This window comes from Nostoc sp. (genome assembly GCF_041747015.1).
Classification (GTDB): Bacteria; Cyanobacteriota; Cyanobacteriia; order Cyanobacteriales; family Nostocaceae; genus Nostoc.
Genome location: NZ_JBGTFY010000145.1, coordinates 1 through 25,504 on the forward strand (window position 1 = coordinate 1; position 25,504 = coordinate 25,504).

The 25,504-nt window shown below is 41.5% G+C and carries 16 protein-coding genes; 5 read left to right on the forward strand and 11 right to left on the reverse strand.

What is annotated here, in order from left to right; translation table 11 throughout:
• Positions 1 to 95: 95 nt before the first annotated feature.
• From ACEW80_RS11310 to petH, 5 genes are all read right to left on the reverse strand, one after another.
• On the reverse strand, positions 96 to 1,211 hold the full coding sequence (locus ACEW80_RS11310) for an LptF/LptG family permease (RefSeq protein ID WP_373526684.1): 1,116 nt from the start codon (positions 1,209 to 1,211) through the stop codon (positions 96 to 98).
• A 400-nt stretch (positions 1,212 to 1,611) separates the two neighbouring features.
• The gene (gene lptB, locus ACEW80_RS11315) at positions 1,612 to 2,340 is read right to left on the reverse strand and encodes an LPS export ABC transporter ATP-binding protein (RefSeq protein WP_373526666.1); all 729 of its coding nucleotides are present in this window, start codon (positions 2,338 to 2,340) and stop codon (positions 1,612 to 1,614) included.
• Between the two features lie 28 nt (positions 2,341 to 2,368).
• On the reverse strand, positions 2,369 to 2,866 hold the full coding sequence (locus ACEW80_RS11320; RefSeq protein ID WP_373526667.1) for an LptA/OstA family protein: 498 nt from the start codon (positions 2,864 to 2,866) through the stop codon (positions 2,369 to 2,371).
• A 400-nt stretch (positions 2,867 to 3,266) separates the two neighbouring features.
• Positions 3,267 to 4,553: a homoserine dehydrogenase gene (locus ACEW80_RS11325; protein WP_373526685.1), complete on the reverse strand. Its 1,287-nt coding sequence runs from the start codon at positions 4,551 to 4,553 to the stop codon at positions 3,267 to 3,269.
• Between the two features lie 216 nt (positions 4,554 to 4,769).
• Positions 4,770 to 6,077, reverse strand: coding sequence for a ferredoxin--NADP reductase (gene petH, locus ACEW80_RS11330; RefSeq protein WP_373526668.1), 1,308 nt, complete (start codon positions 6,075 to 6,077; stop codon positions 4,770 to 4,772).
• A gap of 1,156 nt (positions 6,078 to 7,233) precedes the next feature.
• Between petH and ACEW80_RS11335 the strand changes: the two genes are divergently transcribed.
• The 3 genes from ACEW80_RS11335 (at position 7,234) to metK (ending at position 11,232) form a co-directional block, all read left to right on the forward strand.
• Positions 7,234 to 8,106, forward strand: coding sequence for a polysaccharide deacetylase family protein (locus ACEW80_RS11335; protein ID WP_373526669.1), 873 nt, complete (start codon positions 7,234 to 7,236; stop codon positions 8,104 to 8,106).
• Between the two features lie 354 nt (positions 8,107 to 8,460).
• Entirely contained in the window at positions 8,461 to 9,465 is a 1,005-nt protein-coding gene (locus tag ACEW80_RS11340) for a phosphoribulokinase (RefSeq protein ID WP_373526670.1), read from the forward strand.
• 492 nt (positions 9,466 to 9,957) lie between these two features.
• Complete coding sequence (metK, locus tag ACEW80_RS11345) at positions 9,958 to 11,232, forward strand: methionine adenosyltransferase (RefSeq protein ID WP_373526671.1); 1,275 nt, start codon at positions 9,958 to 9,960, stop codon at positions 11,230 to 11,232.
• A gap of 284 nt (positions 11,233 to 11,516) precedes the next feature.
• Here metK and ACEW80_RS11350 read toward each other — a convergent pair whose 3' ends face one another.
• The 4 genes from ACEW80_RS11350 to ACEW80_RS11365 all read right to left on the reverse strand — a co-directional run bounded on the left by ACEW80_RS11350 (position 11,517) and on the right by ACEW80_RS11365 (position 21,388).
• Positions 11,517 to 13,982, reverse strand: coding sequence for a DUF4114 domain-containing protein (locus ACEW80_RS11350; RefSeq protein ID WP_373526672.1), 2,466 nt, complete (start codon positions 13,980 to 13,982; stop codon positions 11,517 to 11,519).
• Positions 13,983 to 14,908: 926 nt separating this feature from the next.
• Positions 14,909 to 18,040: an esterase-like activity of phytase family protein gene (locus tag ACEW80_RS11355; RefSeq protein WP_373526673.1), complete on the reverse strand. Its 3,132-nt coding sequence runs from the start codon at positions 18,038 to 18,040 to the stop codon at positions 14,909 to 14,911.
• Between the two features lie 720 nt (positions 18,041 to 18,760).
• Positions 18,761 to 19,102, reverse strand: a complete 342-nt coding sequence (locus ACEW80_RS11360; RefSeq protein WP_373526674.1) for a 2Fe-2S iron-sulfur cluster-binding protein — start codon at positions 19,100 to 19,102, stop codon at positions 18,761 to 18,763.
• Between the two features lie 126 nt (positions 19,103 to 19,228).
• Entirely contained in the window at positions 19,229 to 21,388 is a 2,160-nt protein-coding gene (locus tag ACEW80_RS11365; protein ID WP_373526675.1) for a Tex family protein, read from the reverse strand.
• Positions 21,389 to 21,714: 326 nt separating this feature from the next.
• Here ACEW80_RS11365 and ACEW80_RS11370 point away from each other — a divergent pair, with 326 nt between their 5' ends.
• Positions 21,715 to 22,455, forward strand: a complete 741-nt coding sequence (locus tag ACEW80_RS11370; RefSeq protein ID WP_373526686.1) for a sirohydrochlorin chelatase — start codon at positions 21,715 to 21,717, stop codon at positions 22,453 to 22,455.
• Between the two features lie 198 nt (positions 22,456 to 22,653).
• A complete protein-coding gene (gene cobA / locus ACEW80_RS11375) occupies positions 22,654 to 23,433 on the forward strand; it encodes a uroporphyrinogen-III C-methyltransferase (RefSeq protein WP_373526687.1) in 780 nt (259 codons plus the stop codon).
• A gap of 85 nt (positions 23,434 to 23,518) precedes the next feature.
• On the opposite strand, the gene ACEW80_RS11380 is transcribed toward cobA, so the two are convergent.
• A complete protein-coding gene (locus ACEW80_RS11380; RefSeq protein ID WP_373526676.1) occupies positions 23,519 to 24,280 on the reverse strand; it encodes a TIGR04283 family arsenosugar biosynthesis glycosyltransferase in 762 nt (253 codons plus the stop codon).
• Between the two features lie 316 nt (positions 24,281 to 24,596).
• Entirely contained in the window at positions 24,597 to 25,202 is a 606-nt protein-coding gene (locus tag ACEW80_RS11385) for a PEP-CTERM sorting domain-containing protein (RefSeq protein ID WP_373526677.1), read from the reverse strand.
• Positions 25,203 to 25,504 lie beyond the last annotated feature (302 nt).

Below are 25,504 nucleotides of genomic sequence, written 5' to 3' on the forward strand. Positions count from 1 at the left end.
TAAGGAGAGGGTTGGGGTGAGGTTTTAAAGGCTTTTTACGAAAGTGAGATGCTCCCGACATGAGGGAGCAAGCGAATTATTCTTTCTTATCCCCCTCATCGTTTGGCAACTCGCATTAATAAGAATAGACCTATTCCCATAAAAAGAAAGTTGGGCAACCAAGCGCCCATAAAGGGAGAGAGGACACCTGCTTGCGCGATCGCACCACTAATAAAGAAAATTAAGTAGTATGAAAAAATTACTACGACACTAATCCCAAAGCTGGTGCCTCTTCCAGTCCGCTGAGGTATACTTCCCATCACTGCACCTACTAAGCCAAAAACTACACAAACAAAAGGTAAGGAGATTTTTTGTTGAATCCGCACTTCAAGTTTACGAATTTTTGGGCGATCGCCACCGAGATGTTCTACTTCTAGTTGCTGTAGTGCTTCAGAAATATTCATCTCACCATAGTCCCGACTTTTTTCTGCCAGACTTAATGGCGTGCGCGGTAGTTGCAGTTGTTGGTGTTCAAATCTAACGATATTGCGATAAGAGCGATCGGCAGCGACAAAATAGATCGTACCGTTGTAAAAATCCCAGACATTTTGAGAAGGATTCCACTTAGCAGATTCTGATACCACAATTTGATTCAGACCGTTTGTTGAGCCGTCTATAATCGTTAAACCTTTCATTCGCTTACCATCAAATTGGTCGGCGTAAAACAAGCGTGTCAACTTCCTATTCTTAGAGCCATCCGGCTGCACAACATCCTGGTATTCAGGATAGAAAATATTTTGCTGTTTAAAAGTTGGCTTATCTGATTTGAGGGCTTTCTCTAAAGTCATTGCCGCTTGATAATTTGCTGCTGGTGCAATTTGTTCGTTAAACACAAATGTCATTCCTGTAACCACAAGACTCAACATCACAGCAGTTAGCACCATGCGATAGACACTCACCCCACAACCACGCAGGGCAATTAGTTCGCTGTCGCTAGAAAGACGGCTGTAAGTCATCAAAGTAGCCAGCAGCGTAGACATGGGGAAGGCTAAAACGATAAAGTTGGGAAACTTTAACAAAAAAACCTGAATCGCAATGTCTATGGGTAGCCCAGATTCTACGATTTTTCTGACGAGATCAAATACAGCATCAATGGTAACGCCAAGTGATGAAAAAGCTCCGACACCAAAGAAAAACGGCGCTAACAATTCGCTGGCGAGGTAGCGATCCATGATCGTAAAAGGCAGCAGCAAATGGAGATTGTAGAAAGACGCGAACTTCTTTGATATCATAAGCAACTTGAAAAGTTAAACATTAGCAACCTTGGCAAAATGAAGCAGACAGCAGGAGGTAGCCGGCAGGGATAAAACAGTTTTTATATCTAGTCTTGAAGTCTGGGTTTTGTACCTCACTTAGCTGCAAACTACTATATGTACTGTATTTAGTATCAAAATTAAATTCTCAATAGCTGAAAATTAACTCAGAAATTAATGCTTAAGAATAAAAAATCAAAATATCCTGTGAAATTATTAATTAAATACAGCAGTTTGCGACTAAATGAAGTATGGGAACTCAACCTGAAAGCTAGATATAAAGCTTTTTTCACTCCTGAATTCTGTTGTAATTGTTAATTTAGACTTGAAAATTATCCCCTAAATAATATTGCCGTACAAGGGGATTGCTGTATAGTTCGTCAGCAGCGCCAAAAGCGAGAATTTGTCCCTCGCGCATGATGTAGGCGCGATCAGTGATGGCGAGGGTTTCGCGGACATTGTGATCTGTAATTAATATTCCCATGCCGCGATCGCGCAGTTGTGCCACAATTTGCTGAATCTCTGAAACTGCTATGGGGTCAACTCCAGCAAATGGTTCATCCAAAAGTAAAAATTTTGGCCCTTCTTGTCCAGCGGCTAAAGACCTTGCTAATTCTGTCCGCCGTCGTTCACCACCAGAAAGTTGAATTCCTTTGCTATTGGCTAATTTTTCTAACCGAAACTCCCGCAGTAAAGTTTGGAGTCGTCTTGACCACTCCCATCGTGGCACATTAGTTTGCTCTAGCACCAACAGAATATTATCTTGTACCGAGAGTTGGCGAAAAACACTTGGTTCTTGTGCTAAATAGCCAATACCCAAGCGCGCCCTTTCGTGCATTGGCATTCCCGTAACGTCTAGATTACCTAGCCAGACTTTTCCTAGATTGGGTTTTTCTAAACCTGTGGCAATATAAAAGGTCGTCGTTTTACCAGCCCCATTGGGGCCTAGTAAACCAACGATTTCGCCCTGAGCAACAGAAAGATTAACACGATTGACAATTACTCGCTTGCCGTAAGATTTGTGAATATTCTCTAAAACAATTTTCATTGTTCGCGCCCTTTCTTGATGGTAGATGCTAATTAGAACGCTTGAATGCTGGCGTCTGTGGAGCAGGTGTTGCAGCTTGTCCATCATTATCTGATTCCTGCACCATGTAGATAGACTCTACCTGACGGTTGGATTGGGGTAAAGCGACAAATCGCCCTTCATCAATTAAATAAGTTACTTTCTCCGCCCGCATACTGTTACCACCCTGTTGCAAAATGTAGACATTGCCACTGAAATCAATTCGGCGTTCTTTACTAAAGTACTGTGCTTGGGCAGATGTTGCCTGAATCTGGCGAGCCGGATATGACATTTGCACATTACCGCGAGCGGTGATTACTTGATTTTTAGCGTCATATTCTTGCACATCAGCGCGGATAGTAAGGGGGCGATTTCCTCCAGATGTTTGTGCAGTAGCGGTTTGTAGTTGGCTAGGGAAGACAGAAGCACCCAATAGTGCGACTGGCAGCATTAAAGCTAATCCAAAGCGACGCATCTGTGATATTGGCAATTGATAGCAGGACATCATAGCAATTTGGGATTCAGGATTTCAGCTTGTATTCTAATTATCTCAAGTACTTTATCCAGATATGAAATATCCAATCTGGAGTGATTTAGGATAACTACTAGCTGAAATAGTGACGCTACCCACAACCTCAAGGTTTCAGGTAATTGGGATGAAATGCACGGCGTTGGTAATTGTGGTAGAAATTAACTTGAAAGTTTCTGCACTCTGTCTGCCAACACTTAAGCCAAAATACCTTGGTTAAAATGATTTACTGCCGTCCATAGCTACCTAACAGTTTTTTTGAGTCAACAAAATCTAATTCATTCAGTTCTCCAACTTCGGGGATTTTTTCAATTGGTGGTGCATCGTTTTTTGGAGATCGTGAATTGTAGAGCCGTGAAAAGCCACACTCCAATTAATCTCAAAGTACACGCAGTAAGCTGGGAATACTTTCTATCGCTGACAAATTCCGAATTTCTGCTAAAGCTTGCCGAAAGTTGCCTTCCCTCACATCATGGGTAACAACCACAATCTCTGCTAGTTCTCCTTGAAAGCCAGTTTGGACAATTGACTCTAAACTAACGCCATAGTTACCAAAGCAAGTACCCAATTTACCGATAACTCCGGGTTGGTCATTGGTGAGGAAACGGGCGTAAAACCGAGTTATGAGTTCTGCCATTGGCGCAATTTGGCAGTATTCCTGATGTCCACAAGCTAATAATGGATTTGGTACTGCTGTATTGCTTTTAAGGACAGCAACTAAATTTAAGATATCCGATGTGACAGCACTGGCAGTTGCACCAGCACCAGCACCGGGGCCGAAAAACATTACTTGCCCGATGGGTTCTCCTTCGACAAGAATGGCGTTGTAAACGCCGTTGATGCTAGCCAGAGGGTGGGCTTGAGGCACGAAGGTAGGATGAACTCTAACGGAGAGAGGAGATGAGGGAGTATCACGTTTAGCGATCGCTAACAATTTAATCACAAATCCCAATTTTTCGGCGTAGGCAATATCTGTTTTGCTCACTTGCCGAATCCCCTCAGTATAAACATCTTGTAGGTTAATGCGTCCACCAAAGCCTAATGATGCCAGGATCGCAATTTTATCGGCTGCGTCTAAGCCTTCAACATCAGCCGTGGGGTCAGCCTCAGCATAACCTAAACGCTGGGCATCAGCTAAGACATCGCTGAAGTTGCTGCCTTCTGTTTGCATTCGCGTCAGGATGTAGTTAGTTGTACCGTTAACGATGCCCGTAATAGTGTGAATGCGGTTAACACTTAAAGACTGCTTCAGGGGTTGAATCACCGGAATCCCACCACCTACAGCGGCTTCTAGCATGACGTATACGCCAGCTTGATTGGCAGTTGTGAAAATTTCCGCCCCAAAGCGGGCGATCGCAGCTTTATTGGCGGTAACTACGTGTTTACCATTACTTAAAGCTTTGAGGATGAGCGATCGCGCCGGCTCCAATCCGCCCATCACTTCAACTACTATATCTATCGCCGGATCGTTGACAATGGCTTCTAAATCTGTAGTTAAGACTTCCGTAGATAATTCTACTGTACGGGGTTTATCAAGCGATCGGACTCCCACCCGATATATTTCTATTTCTTGCAACAACGGGTGACGCCCAGCCGGATCTTGCAACAACTGCACTGTTCCCGTCCCCACAGTGCCTAATCCCAGTATTCCTAGTTTCACACCCACAAATTTTACACCCAATTCATTGTTGAGTGCTGAGTAACGAGTGCTGAGTGCTGAGTAGTAACAAGTACTTAATACTTTACCCTTCAGAACAGAGAACACTTACTTCAGCTATCTATATAAAACAATTGTAGGGTGAGCGATGCCCACCCTACTCATTCATAACTTATAACTCAGCACTCGTTACTCAGCACTCAGCACTCATTACTCAGCACTAACTTAGTAGGTTTCTACGTGCCAGCGATGGGCTTTCTTAAGTTCCTTCTGGTAACTACTCCAGGTTACGCCTTCTTTAGCAGCAGCAGCAGTTAAGGCTGCATCAATACCTTCTTCCATGCCCCGCAAACCGCAAATGTAGGTGTGGGTTTTTTCATCTTTAATTAATTGCCACAATTCATCTGCGTGTTCGGCTACACGGTCTTGAATGTACATTCTACCGCCTTGGGGATTTTTTTGTTCGCGGCTGATGGCGTAGGTGAGGCGGAAGTTATCAGGATATTTTTGTTGAATTTCTTCCAGTTCTTCCTTATATAGAATGTTTGGAGTTGTAGGTACACCAAATATTAGCCAAGAGAATCCTTTAAATTCGTATTCTGGATTGGCTGCTTTTTCTGCATCTTTAAACTGACGCCACAGATAAGCCCGCATCGGCGCAATACCTGTTCCGGTTGCCATCATAATGACTTTGGCATCGGGATCTTCGGGTAACAACATTTCCTTACCCACAGGCCCGGTAATTTTTATATCTGCCCCTGGTTCTAGGAAACACAGGTGTGTAGAGCAAACACCATAGACTGTTTCGCCAGATTCCGGGTGCTTGTACTCCAACTGGCGGACGCACAATGATATTGTCTGATCATCTACATTATCGCCGTGACGAGTTGATGCGATCGAATACAGTCTGAGTTTTTCAGGCTTGCCATTCTTGTCTAATCCTGGCGGAATAATGCCAATACTTTGACCTTCTATATACTTCAAATCTCCGCCCGAAATGTCAAACTTGAGGTGCTGAACAATACCAATACCGTCTTCTCTGACTAACGGTTCATTAGATATTACCTTGCCAATAAACGGAGCATTGGGACGGTAAATGTTAACAGGAACGTCACCGTGGGCGTCTTTTTTGGCTTTCGCTTGAGTCATGGTGTTGCCTTTGTTGTCCTTGTTATTGAGCTGTTCTTCAGCTGGTGGTTTAGCGAAGCTTTTGACTTCACTATTAGCATTCACAGGTGTGGCTTTACCATTCCCTTCACTGTTAGCATTCCCCGATGAGGCTTTACCATTAACTTGCTCTAGAGCAGTTAGGGACTGGATGCTAACAATTGTGCCGCCTAGACGAGTGATACGTCGCATTTCTTGATTCATGCGGTTGTAAGGCACTCTGATGAATACACTGCCACTTTTACGAATTGGGTAGTTCGTTTGATAAGTTTCTTCGCTCTGACGCAGACCCACCACTTCGTAGACGAAGACGCGGCTACCTAATTCTATGTTGGCAGCACCCTCAACAGCACCTTGATTGTACATTCGTTCTACCACTCCGATAATTTACTTAACCGTTTTTCAAAAAAACTATTCCCATCCCCTGCCAGCTTTAGTTTACCGGATTTTCGTTTCACAAAACTGGCCTTTTGGGAAAAAGGCATCATTAATTAATGCCCTGCTAAGTAGACTCACCAAAGACATGCAGGCATAGCAAAAAACACACCTGTTCACCTTCTAAGGTAGAGGATAAGTTATTTGGAGAATGTTAATAATGAGTCAATTTAATCTTTTTTTCGTTAACTATCACCCCTGTCAGGGAGATAGTTTTTTACCTTACTACCGAAGAAGTAACTCACAATAGTAGATATTCTCAGAAGGCTGCTTTGATTGGTGAAAGCGATCGCTCATCCCTCCAAAAGTTAAAGTTATTATTGTACTTGCCTGCTCCAGCCCTTTACATCGGAGAATGACAGACTCCGAAGGTTTTACTTCCCCAAATCTTTTAGTCTCCCCAAATACTGTTAGCTACATTTATCACCTAGTCATAGTTAATTACACAACTAGGACAACTTCTAACTTTGAACATGACGACAAAGATAACCGTTGCCTAAGTAATTATAACTAAGTTTCCCTTGATGTGAAAAATCTGTCAACCTCTATTAGCACCTTACTCGAACGCTGACACTTCTATTTGAGTAACTTGAGAAATTTATAACCAAGAATCAAGAATCTAACTAATGATAGTTGCAAGCTCATTCATTTAGATAGACTTTAGCTTTGAGTATTTTGAGCATTGTCCACCAGGAATTGAGATTCAAGCCAGGTGAAAAAATCTGGTACAAAGCAAAATTATACCTTATATACTGAAATTACTTACAGTAATAACTATGACTTACGCACTGTACAAAAGAATTATGTTGTATATCAACGTAAATACGTCGGTTCAGATTTTTATGAATCATTCTTTGATGGTAATATGTAAAATGCGCGTTCTAACAGTTTTTTGACCCCATTTTTTCAGGCTTTGTGAGAAATCTGGAACAGAAATCAACCTATTTGAACTTTTAAAATCTTATGAGGAGTAAGTCAGTTGTTTCTGTTTTAAAAGTTAAATTTAGAAATATATCAGAGTTTGGTGCCGTAGAGATAATGAAATCATTTATCAAAGAAGAGGCAGAAAAAACTCATATCATCTTCAATGATATCAAGCTCAATTAAGCCTCTTCGCTGGTATTTAAAAAAAACTGCACGTTCTGGTATGTGTTTGGCATCTCTGCCATTAAAACAATTAATTTTGAATAAGAATCAGTCTAGTTATTCACCAGTGCGTGTCCTCACTTACCATCGGTTTGGTAATGTAGAACGCGATCCATTTTGTATAGAAATGAAAGATTTTCAAGCCCAAATGGAATGGATTGCCCGGAAAAATTTGGCTGTATCTCTTAGCGATATAGAGAGTTTTGTAGCGGGAAAAAAAGACCTTCCCAAAAATGCAGTTTTGATTACTGTAGATGATGGTTATCGGAGTGTTTATTTGAAAGCGCTACCGATTTTCAAGCAATTCTCAATACCAGCAGTTGCCTTTATCACTACAAACAATATTGATAGTAACGGAAAGAATTACAGTATAAATAGTGAAACTATAGAACCTTATTTGACATGGAAAGATGTTGAAGCTCTTGCCGAAGCAGGTGTAACTATTGGTTCTCATGCTAGTACCCACCGTTCTCTGGGGAAAATGAGTCTAGATGAAGCCTATCAAGAGACTGTCATGTCTCGTGAAGCTATAGAAAAAAACTTAGGGGTTCAGGTAACAGCTTTTGCATATCCCTTTGGTACATTGGCTGATTTTAACAATTCTACAACCCAGATTCTTAAGGAAAGCGGCTACAAGTTGGCTTTTACTTCCCAACACGGGGCTATTAAACCAAAACTTGATCCCTTAGTTTTGCCGCGTGTCAAGGTAGAAGGTGGTGAACCAATGTGGATGTTTCGTATGCTTGTCTATGGTGGTTTAGATGAATGGCGATTTATTGATAAAATGCTCTGGCGATCGCAGCAAAGTCCATAGATTTACTTAGCAATTGCACATTTTTGCGTTAAGGCTGTAATTTGTCATTTGTCTCATGTACTACAAAGGAAAAATAACAAAAAACACACGCTAATTCTTCTTGAGGGCAAATCTTGTATGGGATACGCCATTCTGTTAAAATCAAATATACCACTAGGATTAAATACTTACCGGCACCAAAATTCAGGCCAGTCCGGCGAGTAGCAACTTATTATTTTGTTGTCTACCCGTTTGGTGTCTTATAGCTGTGCTGGGTAGCGAGAACGCAGGATAAACCAAAGGGGTAAACTCCTAGCTTCACAATCTGCTGTGTGAAAAATTATTGACACAACTTTAGTATTTTAGAGGAAATTTATGACAAGTAAGCCGGGACGCGTGGTACTGATTGGAGTAGCCGGAGACTCTGGTTGCGGTAAATCTACGTTTTTGCGTCGTTTGATAGACTTGTTTGGTGAAGATTTAATGACAGTCATCTGCTTAGATGATTATCACTCCCTCGATCGCAAACAGCGCAAAGAAACGGGGATAACTGCACTAGACCCCAGGGCGAACAATTTTGACTTGATGTATGAGCAAATTAAAGCGCTCAAAAGTGGTCAAGGAATTAATAAGCCGATTTACAACCACGAAACTGGCTTGATTGATCCGCCAGAGCGGGTGGAGCCGAATCGGATTATAGTTGTTGAAGGGCTACATCCTTTGTATGATGAGCGGGTGCGATCGCTAATTGACTTCAGTGTTTATTTTGACATTAGCGATGAAGTCAAAATTGCCTGGAAAATCCAGCGAGATATGGCTGAACGCGGTCATCGCTACGAAGATGTCTTAGCGCAAATCAATTCCCGCAAACCTGACTTTGATAAGTTTATCGAACCACAAAGAGAATTTGCCGATGTAGTTCTCCAGGTATTGCCCACAAACTTGATCAAAAACGACACCGAGCGCAGAGTCCTACGAGTACGTATGCTCCAGCGGGAAGACAAGGAAGGCTTTGAGCCAACCTACCTGTTTGATGAAGGCTCAACAATTAATTGGACTCCCTGTGGACGCAAGCTGACCTGTTCTTATCCTGGTATGCAATTGTACTACGGTTCAGATGTCTACTACGGCCGCTATGTCTCAGTACTAGAGGTGGATGGTCAATTTGACAACTTGGAAGAAGTAATTTACATCGAAACTCATCTCAGCAATACATCTACCAAATACCAAGGTGAATTAACTCACTTATTACTCCAGCACCGCGAGTATCCAGGTTCCAATAATGGTACTGGTTTCTTCCAAGTGCTTACAGGTTTGAAAATGCGTGCTGCCTATGAGCGGTTGACAGCTACGGAAGCAAAGTTAGCAGTTCAGGTTTAAAAGCACCAGTGTTTGTTTCAGAGCTTGTGGGGGCGCTTCTGCGTGTCCCCATTTTTTTGTGTTAAATTCTACATTCTGAATATAAACGAGGAGATTGATAAAATCTGTTACTTATAACACCATCAACCTTACAAATTAGAGTAAAAATTAGATTTTTAATTTGCCAAGAGTATTGGTTGTTACTCGAAGATGTGTTACGCCTTTGTCGCTACTGGGTTAGCCTTATGCTCTTTTCCCGGTGCTTAATTTCCAATAACTAGGCGCTCCAGATGCCCAAAACACAATAATTTTGGTTAATTTGAGTGTGCAAATTAGATAACTTTTAGTTTATTACCTACTTTACAGACACTTAGCTATAGTTAGTGGTTTTTATTAACATCAAGAAGATATTAACTACTGAAGTATAAATATTGCTATGATTTCATAAATTAGCTAGTTGAACTAAATACCTACATTTAGTCAGCAAAAATACTCTCAAAGGAGGAATTCGCTTTGTCTCGTCGATATTTATTTACCTCTGAGTCAGTTACCGAAGGTCATCCAGATAAAATCTGCGATCAGATTTCTGATACCATTCTTGATGCCTTGCTGACACAAGACCCCAGCAGCCGTGTCGCTGCCGAAGTAGTAGTTAATACTGGTTTAGTGCTAATCACGGGTGAAATTACCACCAAAGCCAATGTGAATTTCGTCAATCTCGCCCGCAAAAAAATTGCCGAAATTGGCTATACCAATGCCGACAATGGCTTTTCTGCCAACAGCACCAGCGTTCTGCTAGCTTTAGACGAACAATCACCTGATATTGCCCAAGGCGTGAACACCGCCCAAGAAACCCGCCAGCAAGATAGTGATGAACTATTTGACAAAATTGGCGCGGGAGATCAAGGTATAATGTTCGGTTTTGCCAGCAACGAGACACCAGAACTGATGCCTTTGCCCATCAGTCTCGCCCACCGCATTGCTCGCCGATTGGCAGCAGTCCGCAAAACGGGTGAACTACCATACCTGCGTCCTGATGGCAAAACCCAAGTAACTGTAGCTTACGAAGACGGACGCCCGGTAGGTATTGATACTATCCTAATTTCCACCCAGCATACAGCCACTATTGGGGAAATCACGGATGAGGCGGCAGTACAAGCCAAGATTAAACAAGACCTCTGGTCAGCAGTGGTCGAACCTGTTTTTGGCGACATTGAAATTAAGCCTAATCAGGAGACACGTTTTTTAGTCAACCCTACCGGCAAATTTGTCGTTGGTGGTCCCCAAGGAGACTCTGGTTTGACAGGACGGAAAATAATTGTTGACACTTACGGTGGTTATTCACGGCATGGTGGCGGCGCTTTTTCCGGCAAAGACCCCACGAAGGTAGACCGTTCTGCTGCCTACGCAGCTCGCTATGTGGCGAAAAATATTGTCGCTGCTGGGTTGGCAGAAAAAGTTGAAATCCAACTATCCTATGCTATTGGTGTAGCTCGACCAACAAGCATTCTAGTGGATACCTTTGGCACTGGCAAAGTGGATGAAGAAACCTTACTGGAATTAATTCAGCAACACTTTGAACTGCGTCCGGCTGGGATTATCCATACTTTCAATTTACGCAACTTACCAAGTGAACGAGGCGGACGTTTTTATCAGGACGTCGCGGCTTACGGTCACTTTGGGCGGACTGATTTAGATTTGCCTTGGGAACAGACCGATAAAGCCGAATTGTTGAAGCAAGCAGCAAACGAGCCACTTTCGGCAGCAGTTGCTCAGGCACTAACTTAGACTTATAGGCTACTACAAAAACTTAATTTATCTATGTGAGGGTATTGGCAACTTGACAAGTCGCCAATACCCTCATTTTTTAAGTAAAACTATCTAGAACTTACGCATTGACAGAAAATACCAAATATGTATAATGCAAAAAACCGCATCTGTCGTAAGGGTTTAGCATTGCTAAACCCCTACAGCGCGGACCTATTTACCATCAAAGTTTCCCGCATACCGCGAGGTCTTATGAAAGTTATCTAAAAGGGCAGCTTAATGAATCGGTATTTGATATAACTTTGCTAGGCGATAGTCAGGTTAACTTGCAGAACGACATCGTTAAAATCTTTGTCACCACCATTTGCTAAATCTTCAAAGCCAAAGGTGTTATTCCCTAACAGGCGAATGTGATCTACTTTATCTGAGTTAGCGCCCAAGAATGCGAAGTAAACTGCCGGATCGTTATTGACATTACGATCGCTGATAGCATCCGGTCTACCATCAATAATAATAAATGGTGCAAAAATGGCATCACTCCCAAAAGTATCAGTGTAAGTTGCTGTACCTTGGTTGTTCACCGTTAGATCAATGCCCGTAACACGTCCACGAATTGCTGCTTCAGTATAACCCGCCTGCCCGACGAGAATATCTGCTGTGCGATCGCCGTTGGTATCAATGCCACCATTCTCATCAGCCACTTGATAGAAGCCTACAAAGTTGTCAAATGCAGCTTCTCTGCTGACTACAAAATCAGCTTTTACCTGAGCTATTACACCCCGTAAATCGATCAGTTCTCCTTGCTGCTTTCCTTGCAAACCTGTTCCCAAAGGTAATTGTTGTTCTGTGGCTTGAATTTTGACTACCAAATCCTGACTTTTCCACGCTAGGGAGAAGCTATCATCGCCTAAGCTTTCAATCTGAAGATTTGTCGAGTCAGAAAACAGTACGTCTGTAAAGGCAGTTTGTCCAGCTAAGACATTATCAGTGGTGCTGTTGCGTACCAAGTAAAATCTCAGTTGTTCACCAGAGGTAAATTCTAACAGGCTGGTTAAATCGCCATTAAAGCTATTGGGGACATTACTCAGCGAGGAGAAAATTACCTTGGCTCGATTCAAGGCTGCTTCGGCATAACCAGCAGTACCGGGAGCGATACCTTGAATATTTCCTTGTTGATCATCTACAGCAAATACTCCTAGTTCATATAACTGATTAGAACCGTTTCCTGTCAGTTCAACTGAGAGTCTTGCTTTTTCATCTTTACCTTTGATGGTGAAGATATCATTATCAACACTCTTTGCTAATGGGATATCGTTGTCAGTAATGCTAACGTTCACAGAAGCGATCGCAATGCCATCATAATTAGCATCGCTACTTGTAAATGTATGCTGAATAATCTCAGTATCATCGCCTTCTACTATTGCATCATCTACTGCTGTTAACGTCACATTTTGCACCACATTCCAGTTCAGTGCAGTGAAAGTGAGAGTCTGAACACTGGTTTTTATTTGCTTACCGCTATTAATAGTAATAATGACATCAGCAGTTGGTTGACTAGCGAGTACCACAGAGTAACTGTCAGTTGTACCGCCTTCGGTGACATTAGTGCTATCCCCAGTCTCGGTGATGGTAACACCCGAATTTATCGGAACTGAGTCATCATTAGTAATAGTTCCTTTAGCTGTACTACTATTAGAATTAATAATTGCCTCGTTTGTAGGATTGCTCAAACTGACTGTAAAAGTCTCATTACCTTCAAACAGGGAATCTGAAGTTGTCACAACTGTAAAGGTTTTCTGAGTTTCTCCCTGTTGAAAGGTGAGAGTCTCGATTTTAGTTGTGAAATCAGTGTTACTGGCGGTATCTTCTGCAATCAAAGATGTCGATACAGTTACGCTTTGATCAGCTTGGGCATCTCCTGTGCGGGTAATAATGAAGGTAATGGCATTTCCTTCTATTGCTGAAGCGTCAGTAATTGAGAAAATTGAACTTTTAAAATAGAAGTCAGATGGTGTGAGAGTATTAGCTTGGACATTTTTTAAAATGCCAAATTCTTTAAACTCACCATTGATATTAACTTTGATAGCTGTATCAAGTCCTGTTTGCTCTAATTTTAAATCTTGGAATTTCTGAACTTCAGGAATTCCAGTAATTACAACTTTATCTTGACCCTTTGTAAAATCAAGTACTTCAATAGCTACTTCAGGAACGGCTGCACTAGCAATGAAAAAGCGGTCTTCTCCAGTACCTCCTGTGAGTTGGCTGCCTTTTTTACCAGCAAAGAGCGAATCATCACCAATTCCCCCAAATAAGCGATCGCTACCTAATCCTCCAATGAGAACATCATCACCTTCATTACCCTCAAGGCTGTTATTACCTGTTCCATTAGAGACATCTAGTAAATCATTACCAGTTCCACCTAATAGTGTATTATGGCCACTTCCATCGGAAACTGTGAGGCGATCGTCTCCAGATCCACCGTCAAGTTTGTTATTGCTACCCTCCACTACAAAAATGCGATCGTTGTCTTCTCCTCCTTCAAGAGTGTTAAACCCAGAACTATCTAAAGCGAATAATTCATCTTTTCCAACACCGCCTTTTAAAGTGTCGTTATTATTCCCAAAAAGGCGATCGTTGCCAGAACCACCATCAAGTAAATTATTCCCTTGACCATCGGAGGCATCTAAAATGTCATCGCCATCAAGACCAAAAACCTGATCAGTTTTATTGGCGTACAACTCATCTTTATTTGAAGTGCCGTTAACAATCATGACTATGTTCTACCCAAATATAGCTTGTTTATGCAGACTCATTTCTTCATATACTTTTACACAACCTTCATTTAATAGTTAAAATGCTGATTATCGAGCATTTTAACTATTTATGTGTAAGCGTGTGTTCAAGTTCAAATAAACTTTTAAAAATCCTTGATTTTAATTACCTTTACGAGATTGTTTTTAAACTATTAATTTTACATATATAGCAATCCGATTTGATTTCTGAAATTATTTGCGTAGGCTGGGAGTGGGGAGTGGGGAAGAAGTCTCTTTGAGTTGTACTGAGTTTGTTCAAAAGTCAAATATGAGTCCTATATAGGAATTAGTAAAAACTTAACAACTTTTAAATTAAATACAAATACTAATAGTAGTAACTCACAAAAATGTTAACGAATAATTATTTAAAGGTTATTGAAAGATTAAATTATACTTCGAACTTGGATCAGATATAACACTAACTATTATCTTTATCTTCTTTGTTAGACACCAATATTGAAACTAATACTGATTCTTTCTGTCATTACTCAGAGATGACAGTTATCAATCAATACGGTTCAGTTAAGGAGAATCGTAGGTTGGGTTGAGGCTTTGCGAAACCCAACAAACCTGCCTAAATGTTGGGTTTCGTTCCTCAACCCAATTTACGCAGCTTAAGGTTTTTGGCGCTAACTGAACCGTATTGCGTTTTAACGGACTTTAGCTATTAGGCTGGAACTTTAGTTCTGGGCGGTTTATGCCTAGAATGAAATAGCCCTGATATAGGTGCGGGGAACCAATCGTTTCTAGTACCTTTAATTCTGAAGATGCAGTTACTAATAGATGTAAAAGGCGAGGTATTACTACCTCGCCTTAGAAAAATCTGTACAGCTTTACTAACTTTAGCTGTAACTATCTTCTGTAGACAATACTATGCCAACAGACTAACCCACAACACTAACAGAGAAAGTGAAGTCGTTTGCTGTGAGGCTAGTTGATGTAATTCCAACTAATGAAGCCAACTCAGTATTTCCAGTTTTCACCAAAGTATCACTACCCTGTTGCAACAAGGTTAGGGCACTAAACTGAGTAACGCCAATACCGCCCAACCCAATCACGTCAACGCCGATCGCAAAATCAGTCACAATGTTCTTGCTAGTTGGTAGACTGCTATTTGCAATCCAGAACTGGTCAGCAGCAGCACCACCACTGAGGCGGTTGCCACCTTCTTGACCAGCAAATAGCACATCATCACCATCGCCACCAAACAGGGAGTCATTGACACTGGAGAAGAGTTTGTCATCGCCAGAACCACCGTAGAGACGGTTATTGCTACCTTCACTCTTGAGGGTGTCATTGCCTGAGCCACCGAATGACAATTGGCGAGAACCTTCAACTACTGTGAGAGTATCATTACCTGCTGCCCCAAACAGATTATTGCTACCGTTGGCTTCCACCACGGTAACTTCGTCATCACCAGCACCGCCATCAGCACTAGTGTTGCTAGCAGGGCCATTTGCGCCAATAAAGACTTGATCATTTCCATCTCCTGTGGATACTGAAGAGTCACTACCGACAAGCACCGTGTCTTCACCATTTCCGGTGACGATTGTGTTACCTTCAGTACCCTCGACAAAATCCGCTCCGTCACCTGTGAGTAAGGTTTGATTCGGTTGAACGGTAACATTATCACTGTTATTGGAGCCAAAGTTAATGTCTTCAGCTTGAGGCTGACCTAAGCCAGCAGCAAGGTTAAGGGGCTTCTCCAACTTCAGCAACAGAATTTCATTGTTGTCGATGACTGGATTTAGAGAATCATTTCCAGGACGACCTGTGGAGAAGGGATAGTTATTGTCATTGGCAACCAAAATGGTGTTTTTGTCAACAACCAAGACATTTTCAATTGTGACAAATGGGAAGTCAAAGGTTGTTTTGCCATCCCCGTTGAGGTCGTTGGGGTCTTGGATGTTTAACAAGTCTGCAACTTCTTCTTTAGCTACATAGCCATTAGAATCTGCTGTAGACAAGTCTATTTTGTAGATCCGTTTGAATTTAGCAGCAGCGCCTTGACCACCATCTCGCTCGACAACTAAATACTCGTTGTCATTAATAACTGTGAAGTCTCCGATCGCATATGCGGGATTATCCAGTTTGTAGTAAAGTTTCTTATCAGTGTACTGACGGCTAGCAATGTCAAATTCGTTAATCCGCAAAGCACCAGCAGCATCACCCTGAACTGTCCCTTCAAGCAGCATATAGAGCTTGGTTTTGCTGGCGTTGATTGCACCACCTTCAAAACCTTTAGAGCCACCCAAGTTAGCAAAAGCATCCCCTGAGAGAACATCGGGATTTTGTGGCGATCGCACTAAGTTATTCTGAGGATCACTCAGGAAATCTCGGACTTTATCCCCTGTAAGTGGGAAGTCAGTGAATAGTGCATCTACCCCTAGTTGATAGAACTGCTGGAATTCTAGTTCGGGATTGCCTTGGTAATCTGCTGCTAAGAACAGGTCTTCATTGCGGAATGTGTAGGGGTGAACCTGTAAACCTGCATCATGAGCATCTTGAACTAAGGTCGTGGGAGGTAACAGGTTTCTGTCAGCCTCGTTTACTGTGCCGTCCCCATTGATATCATCTGCCAAACCATCATTATTAGCATCAGTACCTCTGACGCTTACAATCATCCGTTTCCAAGGGCCAATGCCATCAGCATAGGTAGCAACTTCAGCTAAACCTTCTGGAGTTCGCAAGTCGCCATAGGTGCGAGTGTCACCACTGACTTTCAAATCATAAGGCTGACTCTCGATGAGCGTACCATTTAGCTCAATGCCAGCTGCGTCTAAAAGTTGCACAAGTGGGATATCTACCCCAGCATTAGGCATAATGCGATCGTGTAGATCCTTGAGATTACCGACTTCAAAGGACTGGATGAAGATCCGACTTGGATCAGTGAAGTTCTCTGCCTTCAGTGTATCTATTAGGATTTCACTGATGTTTCTGTTGATTTTGTCTGTGGTGCCTAAATAGGTGGCTTCATCAGCAGAATAGGTGGGATGCTTAGTTTCAGGGTAGATGCCAATCTTTTTACCTGTCTCGGCTTCTACATCTTTAACCAAGTCGATGATTTCGGCGAGAGTGGGAATTTCAAATTGACCATTGAAGGATTGATCGCGGAAAGATAGACGCTGTATGGCTCCTAATGTTTTGATTTCAGCTAAAGTGAAGTCTTCAGCAAACCAACCTGTAATTGTGTTTCCATCTAAACTTACTGTTTTTTGGCGATCAGCAAATTGTGGATACTTGGTAATATCGTAAACGTCTGTGGTTGTATTTCCAAAATTGACAGTACCATCAGCGTTCAAAATTGCCAAAGCCGGCTCATGGCGAGCAATTAATATCCCATCTTTTGTAACTACTAAGTCAGGCTCAATAAAATCAGCGCCGTCTTCAATTGCCTTTTTGTACGCTTCCAAGGTATGCTCTGGAAGATCGCCGCTTGCACCTCTGTGACCAAGAACTTTAGGTGCTTCTCCATCTAGAGTTTTGAAAAAGTCAGGTGTAGCAATGGGAGCTTCTAATAACTTACCAGTGGCATCAAAATGCAACAAGTAGGGGCCAAACTCTTCTCCAACCCAGATTGTACCGTCTTTATCAAAAACAAATGACTCTACATCAAAGTCTGCACCAGTCAGTAATCTGTCATTAGTTCCTTCATTGACAATATCAAAAGCAACCTTATTATCAGGGTCAGACAGTTGAATGTAATCTAAAACTTTAACACCGCCGTCTCCATTCTCTGTTCCCTTAAAATTCGGGTCTAGACGATTGATCCGCAGTAGAAAGTCTTCACTATTATCTTTGCTACCGTAACCATTATCTGATAGAAAGTACAAAGAGTTACTGTTAGCAAACTGTACACCACTTAAGCCTTGTACTGGCTGTCCTGGGAAAGGTCCAGTTCTGCCATTAGCTGCAATGTCCGCACCAGAAGCAGGCCCATCACTAAAGGTATCAGCAGGTAAAGAAGCAAAACCTACTAACTCAACTTGTGGGACAGGTGTATTCTCAATTGCCATAATTTAGAATGTGTTTTGGGTATTTGGATTTAGCTTTATTACAAGTTATTTAACTTGCATAAATTATGTGAAAAATAATCCATGTTCTCACTCTAGAAACCGGAATTACGGGTAAATTTCGGAGTTACAAGCATATAGTTTCAGTCAAGTCCGTTAAGTCCGATTCCGCTATTAACTCCGAGAAGATATTTACAAAAATCCGATGTTCTCCGAGTTATCGAAAGCGTGAGAAATGATAGTGGAATGTCAACTACTAATCTGTGTTAGCAACTATATAGTGTAAAACACTTAGATTCCGAATTTAAATCTGTCGATAGTAGTTATGAGAAAGATTAGCTAACATTAAATATATTTTCACTGTAAGGTTAAGAAAAGGATAAGTTGAATAGAAGAAATGATTAAAATACACTCGCAGAAAAAAGATAATATTTTTTATTAAAACCCAACCAACAGGAGACAAATAAAAAGGTATCCAGTACTGAATAATCATTTTTTGGCAAATCCTTCAGCCGGAATTTAGCTATTCTTGAAAATTTGTGCTGAACATACTAACTTCTTTATTATAATTTCTAGCTAGATATGACTATAGATTTGATATCGTTTTTATCTTTTTTTCTAACATTCAACACTTCTTTTTTGATGCAATGTTTTTAAGGGTGCGTTACATTTGTTTAACACACGCGACAAATTTAAAATTAATTTAATGTCATATGGCAAAAATCACTCAGATTTTCTGGAATCAGGCTGATAGTAAAGGGCTGATTTATATAAAACTTGTTCTTGATGGGTTTCTAAAGTGCAATTAGACAAGGGGTAACTTATACAAGTAACAACATAACCAGCCTTTATCTCACTTGGATGGAGAAACTTTTGCTCACTTTGATCAACTTCACCGCTAATCAGTTTGGCGACACACACAGAACATTCGCCTTGTTTACACCCAGATGGTAGGCGGATACCAGTTTCTTCGGCGATGTCGAGAATATATTGATCCTCTGGTATTTGAACGGTGCGATCTAATCCAAGTGTAGGATTAATCAATCTAACTTGATAAACTGTCATCTGCTATAGCAATCCGATTTGATTTCTGAAATTATTTGCGTAGGCTAGGAGTGGGGAGTAGGGAAGAAGTCTCTTTGAGTTGTACTGAGTTTGTTCAAAAATCAAATATGAGTCCTATATTTGTAATTATTGTTTAACTGCTTTCATTGACAAACTAATCCGCTTTAGTTTCTCGTTGATTTCTAGCACCTGCACTTTGACAACTTGTCCAACTTTTACAACTTTATTTGGATCATCTACAAATCTATCAGCAAGTTGGGATATATGCACCAAGCCATCTTGATGTACGCCGATATCGACAAACGCACCGAAGTTGGCGACGTTTGTCACGATTCCCTCTAGTTCCATTCCCACTTTTAAGTCCTTGATTTCCTTGATTCCTTCTCGGAAGGTGGCATACTTAAACTCAGCACGAGGATCTCTACCTGGTTTTTCCAGTTCGCTGAGGATATCGCGCAGTGTAGGTTCGCCAACGCTACTAGTAACATATTTCTTTAGGTTGGTCTTTTTGAGTTTTTCGGCAATTTGTGTCACCTGATTTAATGGCACATTCAGATCAGATGCGATCGCTTCTACTACAGAATAACTCTCTGGATGCACTGCTGTATTATCTAATGGGTTATCACCACCGCGAATCCGCAGAAAACCTGCTGCTTGTTCAAAAGCTTTCGGCCCCAATTTCGTAACTTTCAAGAGTTGTCGGCGATTTTTAAAGGCTCCATGCTGGTTGCGATAGGCAACAATGTTATTGGCAACTGTTGCCGTAATCCCAGAGACGGAAGTTAGAAGTTCTTTGGAGGCGGTGTTTAAGTCTACGCCGACGTAATTGACGCAGCTTTCTACGGTGTCATCCAATTTCTTTTTTAACAACTTTTGATCGACATCGTGCTGATATTGTCCCACACCAATAGATTTGGGATCGATTTTCACCAGTTCCGCTAAGGGGTCTTGTAAACGGCGACCAATGCTAATCGCACCGCGCACGGTAATATCTAAATCGGGAAACTCTTCGAGCGCCACAATACTTGCAGAATATATAGATGCGCCTGACTCATTCACCATCACCTTAACTGGTTTGCGTTCTATGGTTTGTAATACTTGCGTCACAAACTCCTCTGTCTCGCGGGACGCTGTACCGTTACCAATGGCGATTAACTCAATTTTGTACTTTTCAATTAGATTTTTGACAGTTTGTACTGCTTTAAGTCGTTGTTCAGCAGCTTGGTGGGGAAATACCGCCTGATATTCCAAAAATTTTCCAGTTTGGTCGAGGACTGCAACCTTACACCCAGTCCTAAATCCAGGGTCTATCGCCAGCGTTGGTTTCATTCCTGCTGGTGCAGACAGCAGCAACTCTCGCAGATTAGTTTCAAATGTCTTGATTGATTCTATATCTGAATAGACTTTCTTCTCAGAAATTACCTCTCCCATTAGAGAGACTTTCATCAAACGGTTGAAGGCATCCTTCAGCATCGTCTGATAAAAATCCCGAATTGTCTGGACTTTGGTTTTAATTTCTTTCGACTCAAGATAGTAAAGTACCGTGTCCTCATCAAAAGCAATTTCAAAGTTTAATACTTTCTCAGTTTCACCCCGACACAGCGCTAACATATTGTGGGATGCAATATTTTTTACCCTAATTTGATAGTTACGGTACATCTCAAATTTGGTTGTACCTTCAGGATAATCATCTTTGATGCGGGAGACAAATACCCCTTCCTCTAAAAGATATTCACGGATATATGCGCGTAACTCAGCTTTTTCCGCCACTTCTTCCGCCAAAATGTCAGCAGCACCTTTGAGCGCTTCTTCTGCTGTTTTTACTCCCTTAGTCTCAGAAATATACTTAGCTGCTTCTTCCTCTATTGAAGTTGTCGCAGCATTTTTGACATTTAGCGACTTGATGAACTCCGCCAGTGGTTCAAGTCCTTTTTCTCTGGCGATGGTGGCGCGGGTGCGTCGCTTTGGTCGATAGGGTAAGTATAAATCTTCAAGTTCGGTTTTTTGTAGACAGGATAGGATTTTGGCTTTGAGTTCATCTGTGAGTTTACCTTGTTGGGCGATCGCATTCAAAATTACCGATTTTCGTTCTTCCAGTTCTGTTAAATAAGTATATCTCTCAGCCAGTTCACGTAGTTGCACTTCATTCATCTCATCGGTGCGCTCTTTGCGGTAACGTGCAATAAAAGGAATTGTTGCACCCTCCGCCAAAAGTTCCAGCGCGTTTTGCACCTGATGGGGTTTGAGGTTTATTTCAGTTGCCAGTAGTTGAGGAATGTTCAGCATTGGGTTTCTTACGTGAAAATGCTACTCCTAAAGGTAATATCCTAAATCATTCTTCCGACACAATCACAAAGTTTTAAGCTAATTTACCCATCTATAGCAATGCGGAATCATTCGTGAGAGAATACTGAGATAGCTTAAGAGTAATGTTTTGAACTACGGTGCAGGTGTGGTGATGTGGATGCAATTGTTATAAGATTTTATCAAAAATAGTAAAGAACAGCAGTAAAAATGCTGCTATGCGGATACAAACATGAATTACAAGTATTTATTGTTAGCCCCAGCTTAATATTAAGTAAAAATAGTAACAGAGAGTTCAAGCTTTGCCAATATCATCTGCCTATCTATTAGTATCTCACGGAAGTCGCGATCGCCGCCCAGAAATTGCTATGCACCAACTAGCAAAGCTGGTATTTAACAAATTGCCAAATAGTGAACATCTGGTTGGTATAGCTGCTTTGGAAATGAGTTCTCAGCCTTTACATGAGCAGATTCAACAATTTGCCAAGAGCGCTTTTTACAACTGCGGAGTGTCTCAAAACGAGAATAGACTCAAAATTATACCGCTATTTCTACTGCCGGGAATGCATGTAATGACAGATATTCCTGCCGAAGTAGCATTAGCACAACAGGCTATTGGTGAAGATATCATCATTGAGTTGCAACCATATTTAGGCTCTCACCCAGATTTAGATAAATTGTTGGCAAAGCAAATAGCGACTATAAAAACAGAAGCATTGATTTTATTAGCTCATGGTAGCCGTCGCCCAGGTTCCCAAGAAACTGTGGAAGCAATCGCGGCGAGTTTGGAAGCGGTGGCTGCTTATTGGGCTGGGCCTCCTAGTTTAGAATCACGGGTGAAAGAGTTGGTAGCTGCTGGTTATCGAGAAATTGCAATTTTGCCATATTTTTTATTCGCTGGTGGAATAACCGATGCGATCGCTGCCTCAATAGAAGAGCTAAAATTACAATTTTCTGCGGTGAATTTCCAATTGGCAAAGCCACTGGGAGCAAGTGCAGAACTAGCCGAGCTAATTTGGGATTTAACAGAGATAGAACTTGGACATTGACAAGAAATACCAAATATGAATATGGTTAAAAGCTACGTCTTTCGTAAGGGTTTAGCAATGCTAAACCCCTACAGCATGGTCTATTTACGTAGTTTACCGCCGTAGGCATCATAAAGATAATTAATAAAAGCCTGAAACGAGCTATTTTTGTTAATTCACATCACGGTTAATTTGTATAGTGCGTAAGTTTTAAGATAGATAAACCGTACAGAAAAAGAGGAGAACAAGTATTTGGGAAAGGTTTATTTGGTAGGTGCAGGCCCAGGAGATCCAGGACTAATAACCTTGAAGGCTAAAGGTTTATTAGAATGTGCAGATGTAGTTATCTATGATGCCTTAGTGAGTCCAGCAATTCTAGCAATGATTAATCCCCAGGCAGAGCAAATTAATGCTGGTAAGCGTGCAGGGAGACATTCGTTGTTGCAAGAAGAAACAACTCAATTGCTGATTGATAAAGCGCAGGATAATGCAATTGTGGTGCGGCTAAAGGGTGGCGATCCGTTTATTTTTGGTCGCGGTGGGGAAGAGATGGCAGAATTAGTCAAAGCTGGTATTCCAGTAGAAGTTGTGCCTGGTATCACATCGGGGATTGCAGCTGCGGCCTATGCAGGTATTCCTTTGACTCATCGGCTATATAGTTCATCAGTGACATTTGTTACTGGTCACGAAGCTGCTGGTAAATATAGACCAATAGTAAACTGGAATGCGATCGCTCACGGTTCCGAAACCATTGTGATTTATATGGGTATTCACAATCTGCCTTACATTGTAGAACAATTAAGTACAGCTGGGTTGAATTTAGAAACACCAATTGCTTTAGTGCGCTGGGGGACGCGGCCAGAACAAGAAGAATTGATTGGAACCCTAAAGACAATTGTTGAGCAGGTAGAGCAAACTGGATTTGGTGCGCCTGCGATCGCAGTAATTGGACAAGTAGTAAATATGCACAGTATTTTATCTGGATGTCGTCCAATGTAAAGAGGTAGGCTTGTCGCCTATTTCACAGAAATTCCGATCAGCCTAAAGCCCTCATCTAGAGACGTGATAATGACTGAATCTTAAATCAGCGAATGTCTTGATAAAACTGCTTAAGATAGTTGGCGTCAACGCCAATTCCCCACAAAATCCCGATGTAGAGATAAATTGCCGTTGCTTTCCAGCTACCCCATTTTATCACCCGGCGATCGCAGGTTTGAACAGTGCGGTTCACCAGAAAAATACGCCCCTTTTTTACCAATTTCAGGCATAAATCTCCATCTTCCATAATTGGTAATGACTCATCAAACCCGCCGCAATCCCAAAAGTCTGTCCGACGACAGAACATTACCTGATCTCCAAATAAAAGGCGTAATCCTTTAAAAAACAAGTGAGGTTTAAATAGCAGTGGTGCATAGTAAGTCTTTAGATAATTATGTAGGGAAATGCCCCAGCGAGTTGTTTGAGATCCTGCCATCAGGGAAATAAATCCCCCACAAGTAATTGTCGGATTTGCTAGGGTTTGTTCTATCAAGGTTATTAAATCATTCGGTACTAAAGTATCTGCATGGAGAAAACAAAGGATGTCTCCGGTTGCGCCTAAGGCTCCATAGTTCATCTGAATAGAACGCCCAGTCTGATTGCAACAAAGAAGTTGTACATTTAACATTTTATTAAATGAGCCAGCGCCAACTTCTTGCTTGGCGATCGCTACTGTCTCATCTTCGCTGCCACCATCTACTATTATCACCTCCCTGGCAGGTGGATTAAGTAAAGTCAGTTGGCGCAATGTCCGCCCTAAGTTGGTTGCTTCATTTAAAGTAGGAATGACAATCGAAACTTGAGACATACCGATCTAATAGTTTTATCGTTTTTAGTTTGGTGCAGTTGTTCAGGCGATCGCATAGGATTGATTGCATTACAGGGCTATTTCATTCTAGGCATAAACCGCCCAAAACTAAAGTTCCAGGCTAATAGCTAAAGTCCGTTTTAACGGACTATAACCTTTTTTCAGTCGTCTTTAGACGAATGAGTGCTATTAGACTCAGAATTCATTTTGAGGCGGGCTAGATGAGAATGAAATAGCCCTGGATTGCATTAGCATAAAAAAAGGAACCCCTTCAAAAGAGTAAATGAAGAGGTTTGTGAGTTTTTATTGATGGTTTTTAAGAGATTTTTTCAAGCTTCTTCTCAGTCAATTTGGATGGCTTCTTATGTTTGAGTACAGACCCAGCGCCGACAGTACCGAGGGCAAGTAAACTAAGGATTGAGGTGGGTTCAGGTACGGTGATTATGGTTGCAGAAAAACTAATTGGTAACTCACTATCTTCTAGCCCCAAATTTTCAAAACCTGGTGTCAATGGCGGCACTGAAAAAACTTCTAAATAACCCGGTGTCGGCAAAAAACTAGCGAAAAACGGACTAGAATAGTTTCCCTCAGAGGTGGAATACCCAAAACCGTCACCCGTTAACTGCTGAATATTAAGACTGATTAAATTGTCAACATCAAAAGGTTCGTTTCCCGGTATTGGAGTCTCGGCAGCTTGTAAACCAGTAATTGTTTCACCATTTCGTGTACCAGTAAGTTCATAAATCAGATAAAAACCCAAATTGTTAGGGGTATCATTCGTGGTGAAAGTACCGTTTGCCGCTATGCCAGCACCAGAATAATTCCAGTTCCAACTTAAAGCAGAGGCGGCTTGCATTGTCCCAATAACCAATCCAGATGTGGCGGCAAGGGCTGTGGCAGATAGTATAACTAGATTTTTCATGGGAGAATTGTTAGGATGATTACTTTCAGTAAGCCAAGGGCGATCGCATATCTTATCGGTTGAGTTAAGCTACAGCACAGCCCAAAACCAATGGTAGTTTAACACCAAAGACGCCTGTCACAATAGATCAATAAAATCAATAAAGAGTGAAATTAATACAAACATTAAAGTAAGCTTTTGCGGCGAAAACTTTAGTAGTCTGTTTCCACTGTTCCAAGAAATCGAATTAATAGAAACCGTTGAGCTAGCGATCGCATCTATAATTTCCTACAGGCTTGCTGTGTCTGTAGGAATATGTCCGT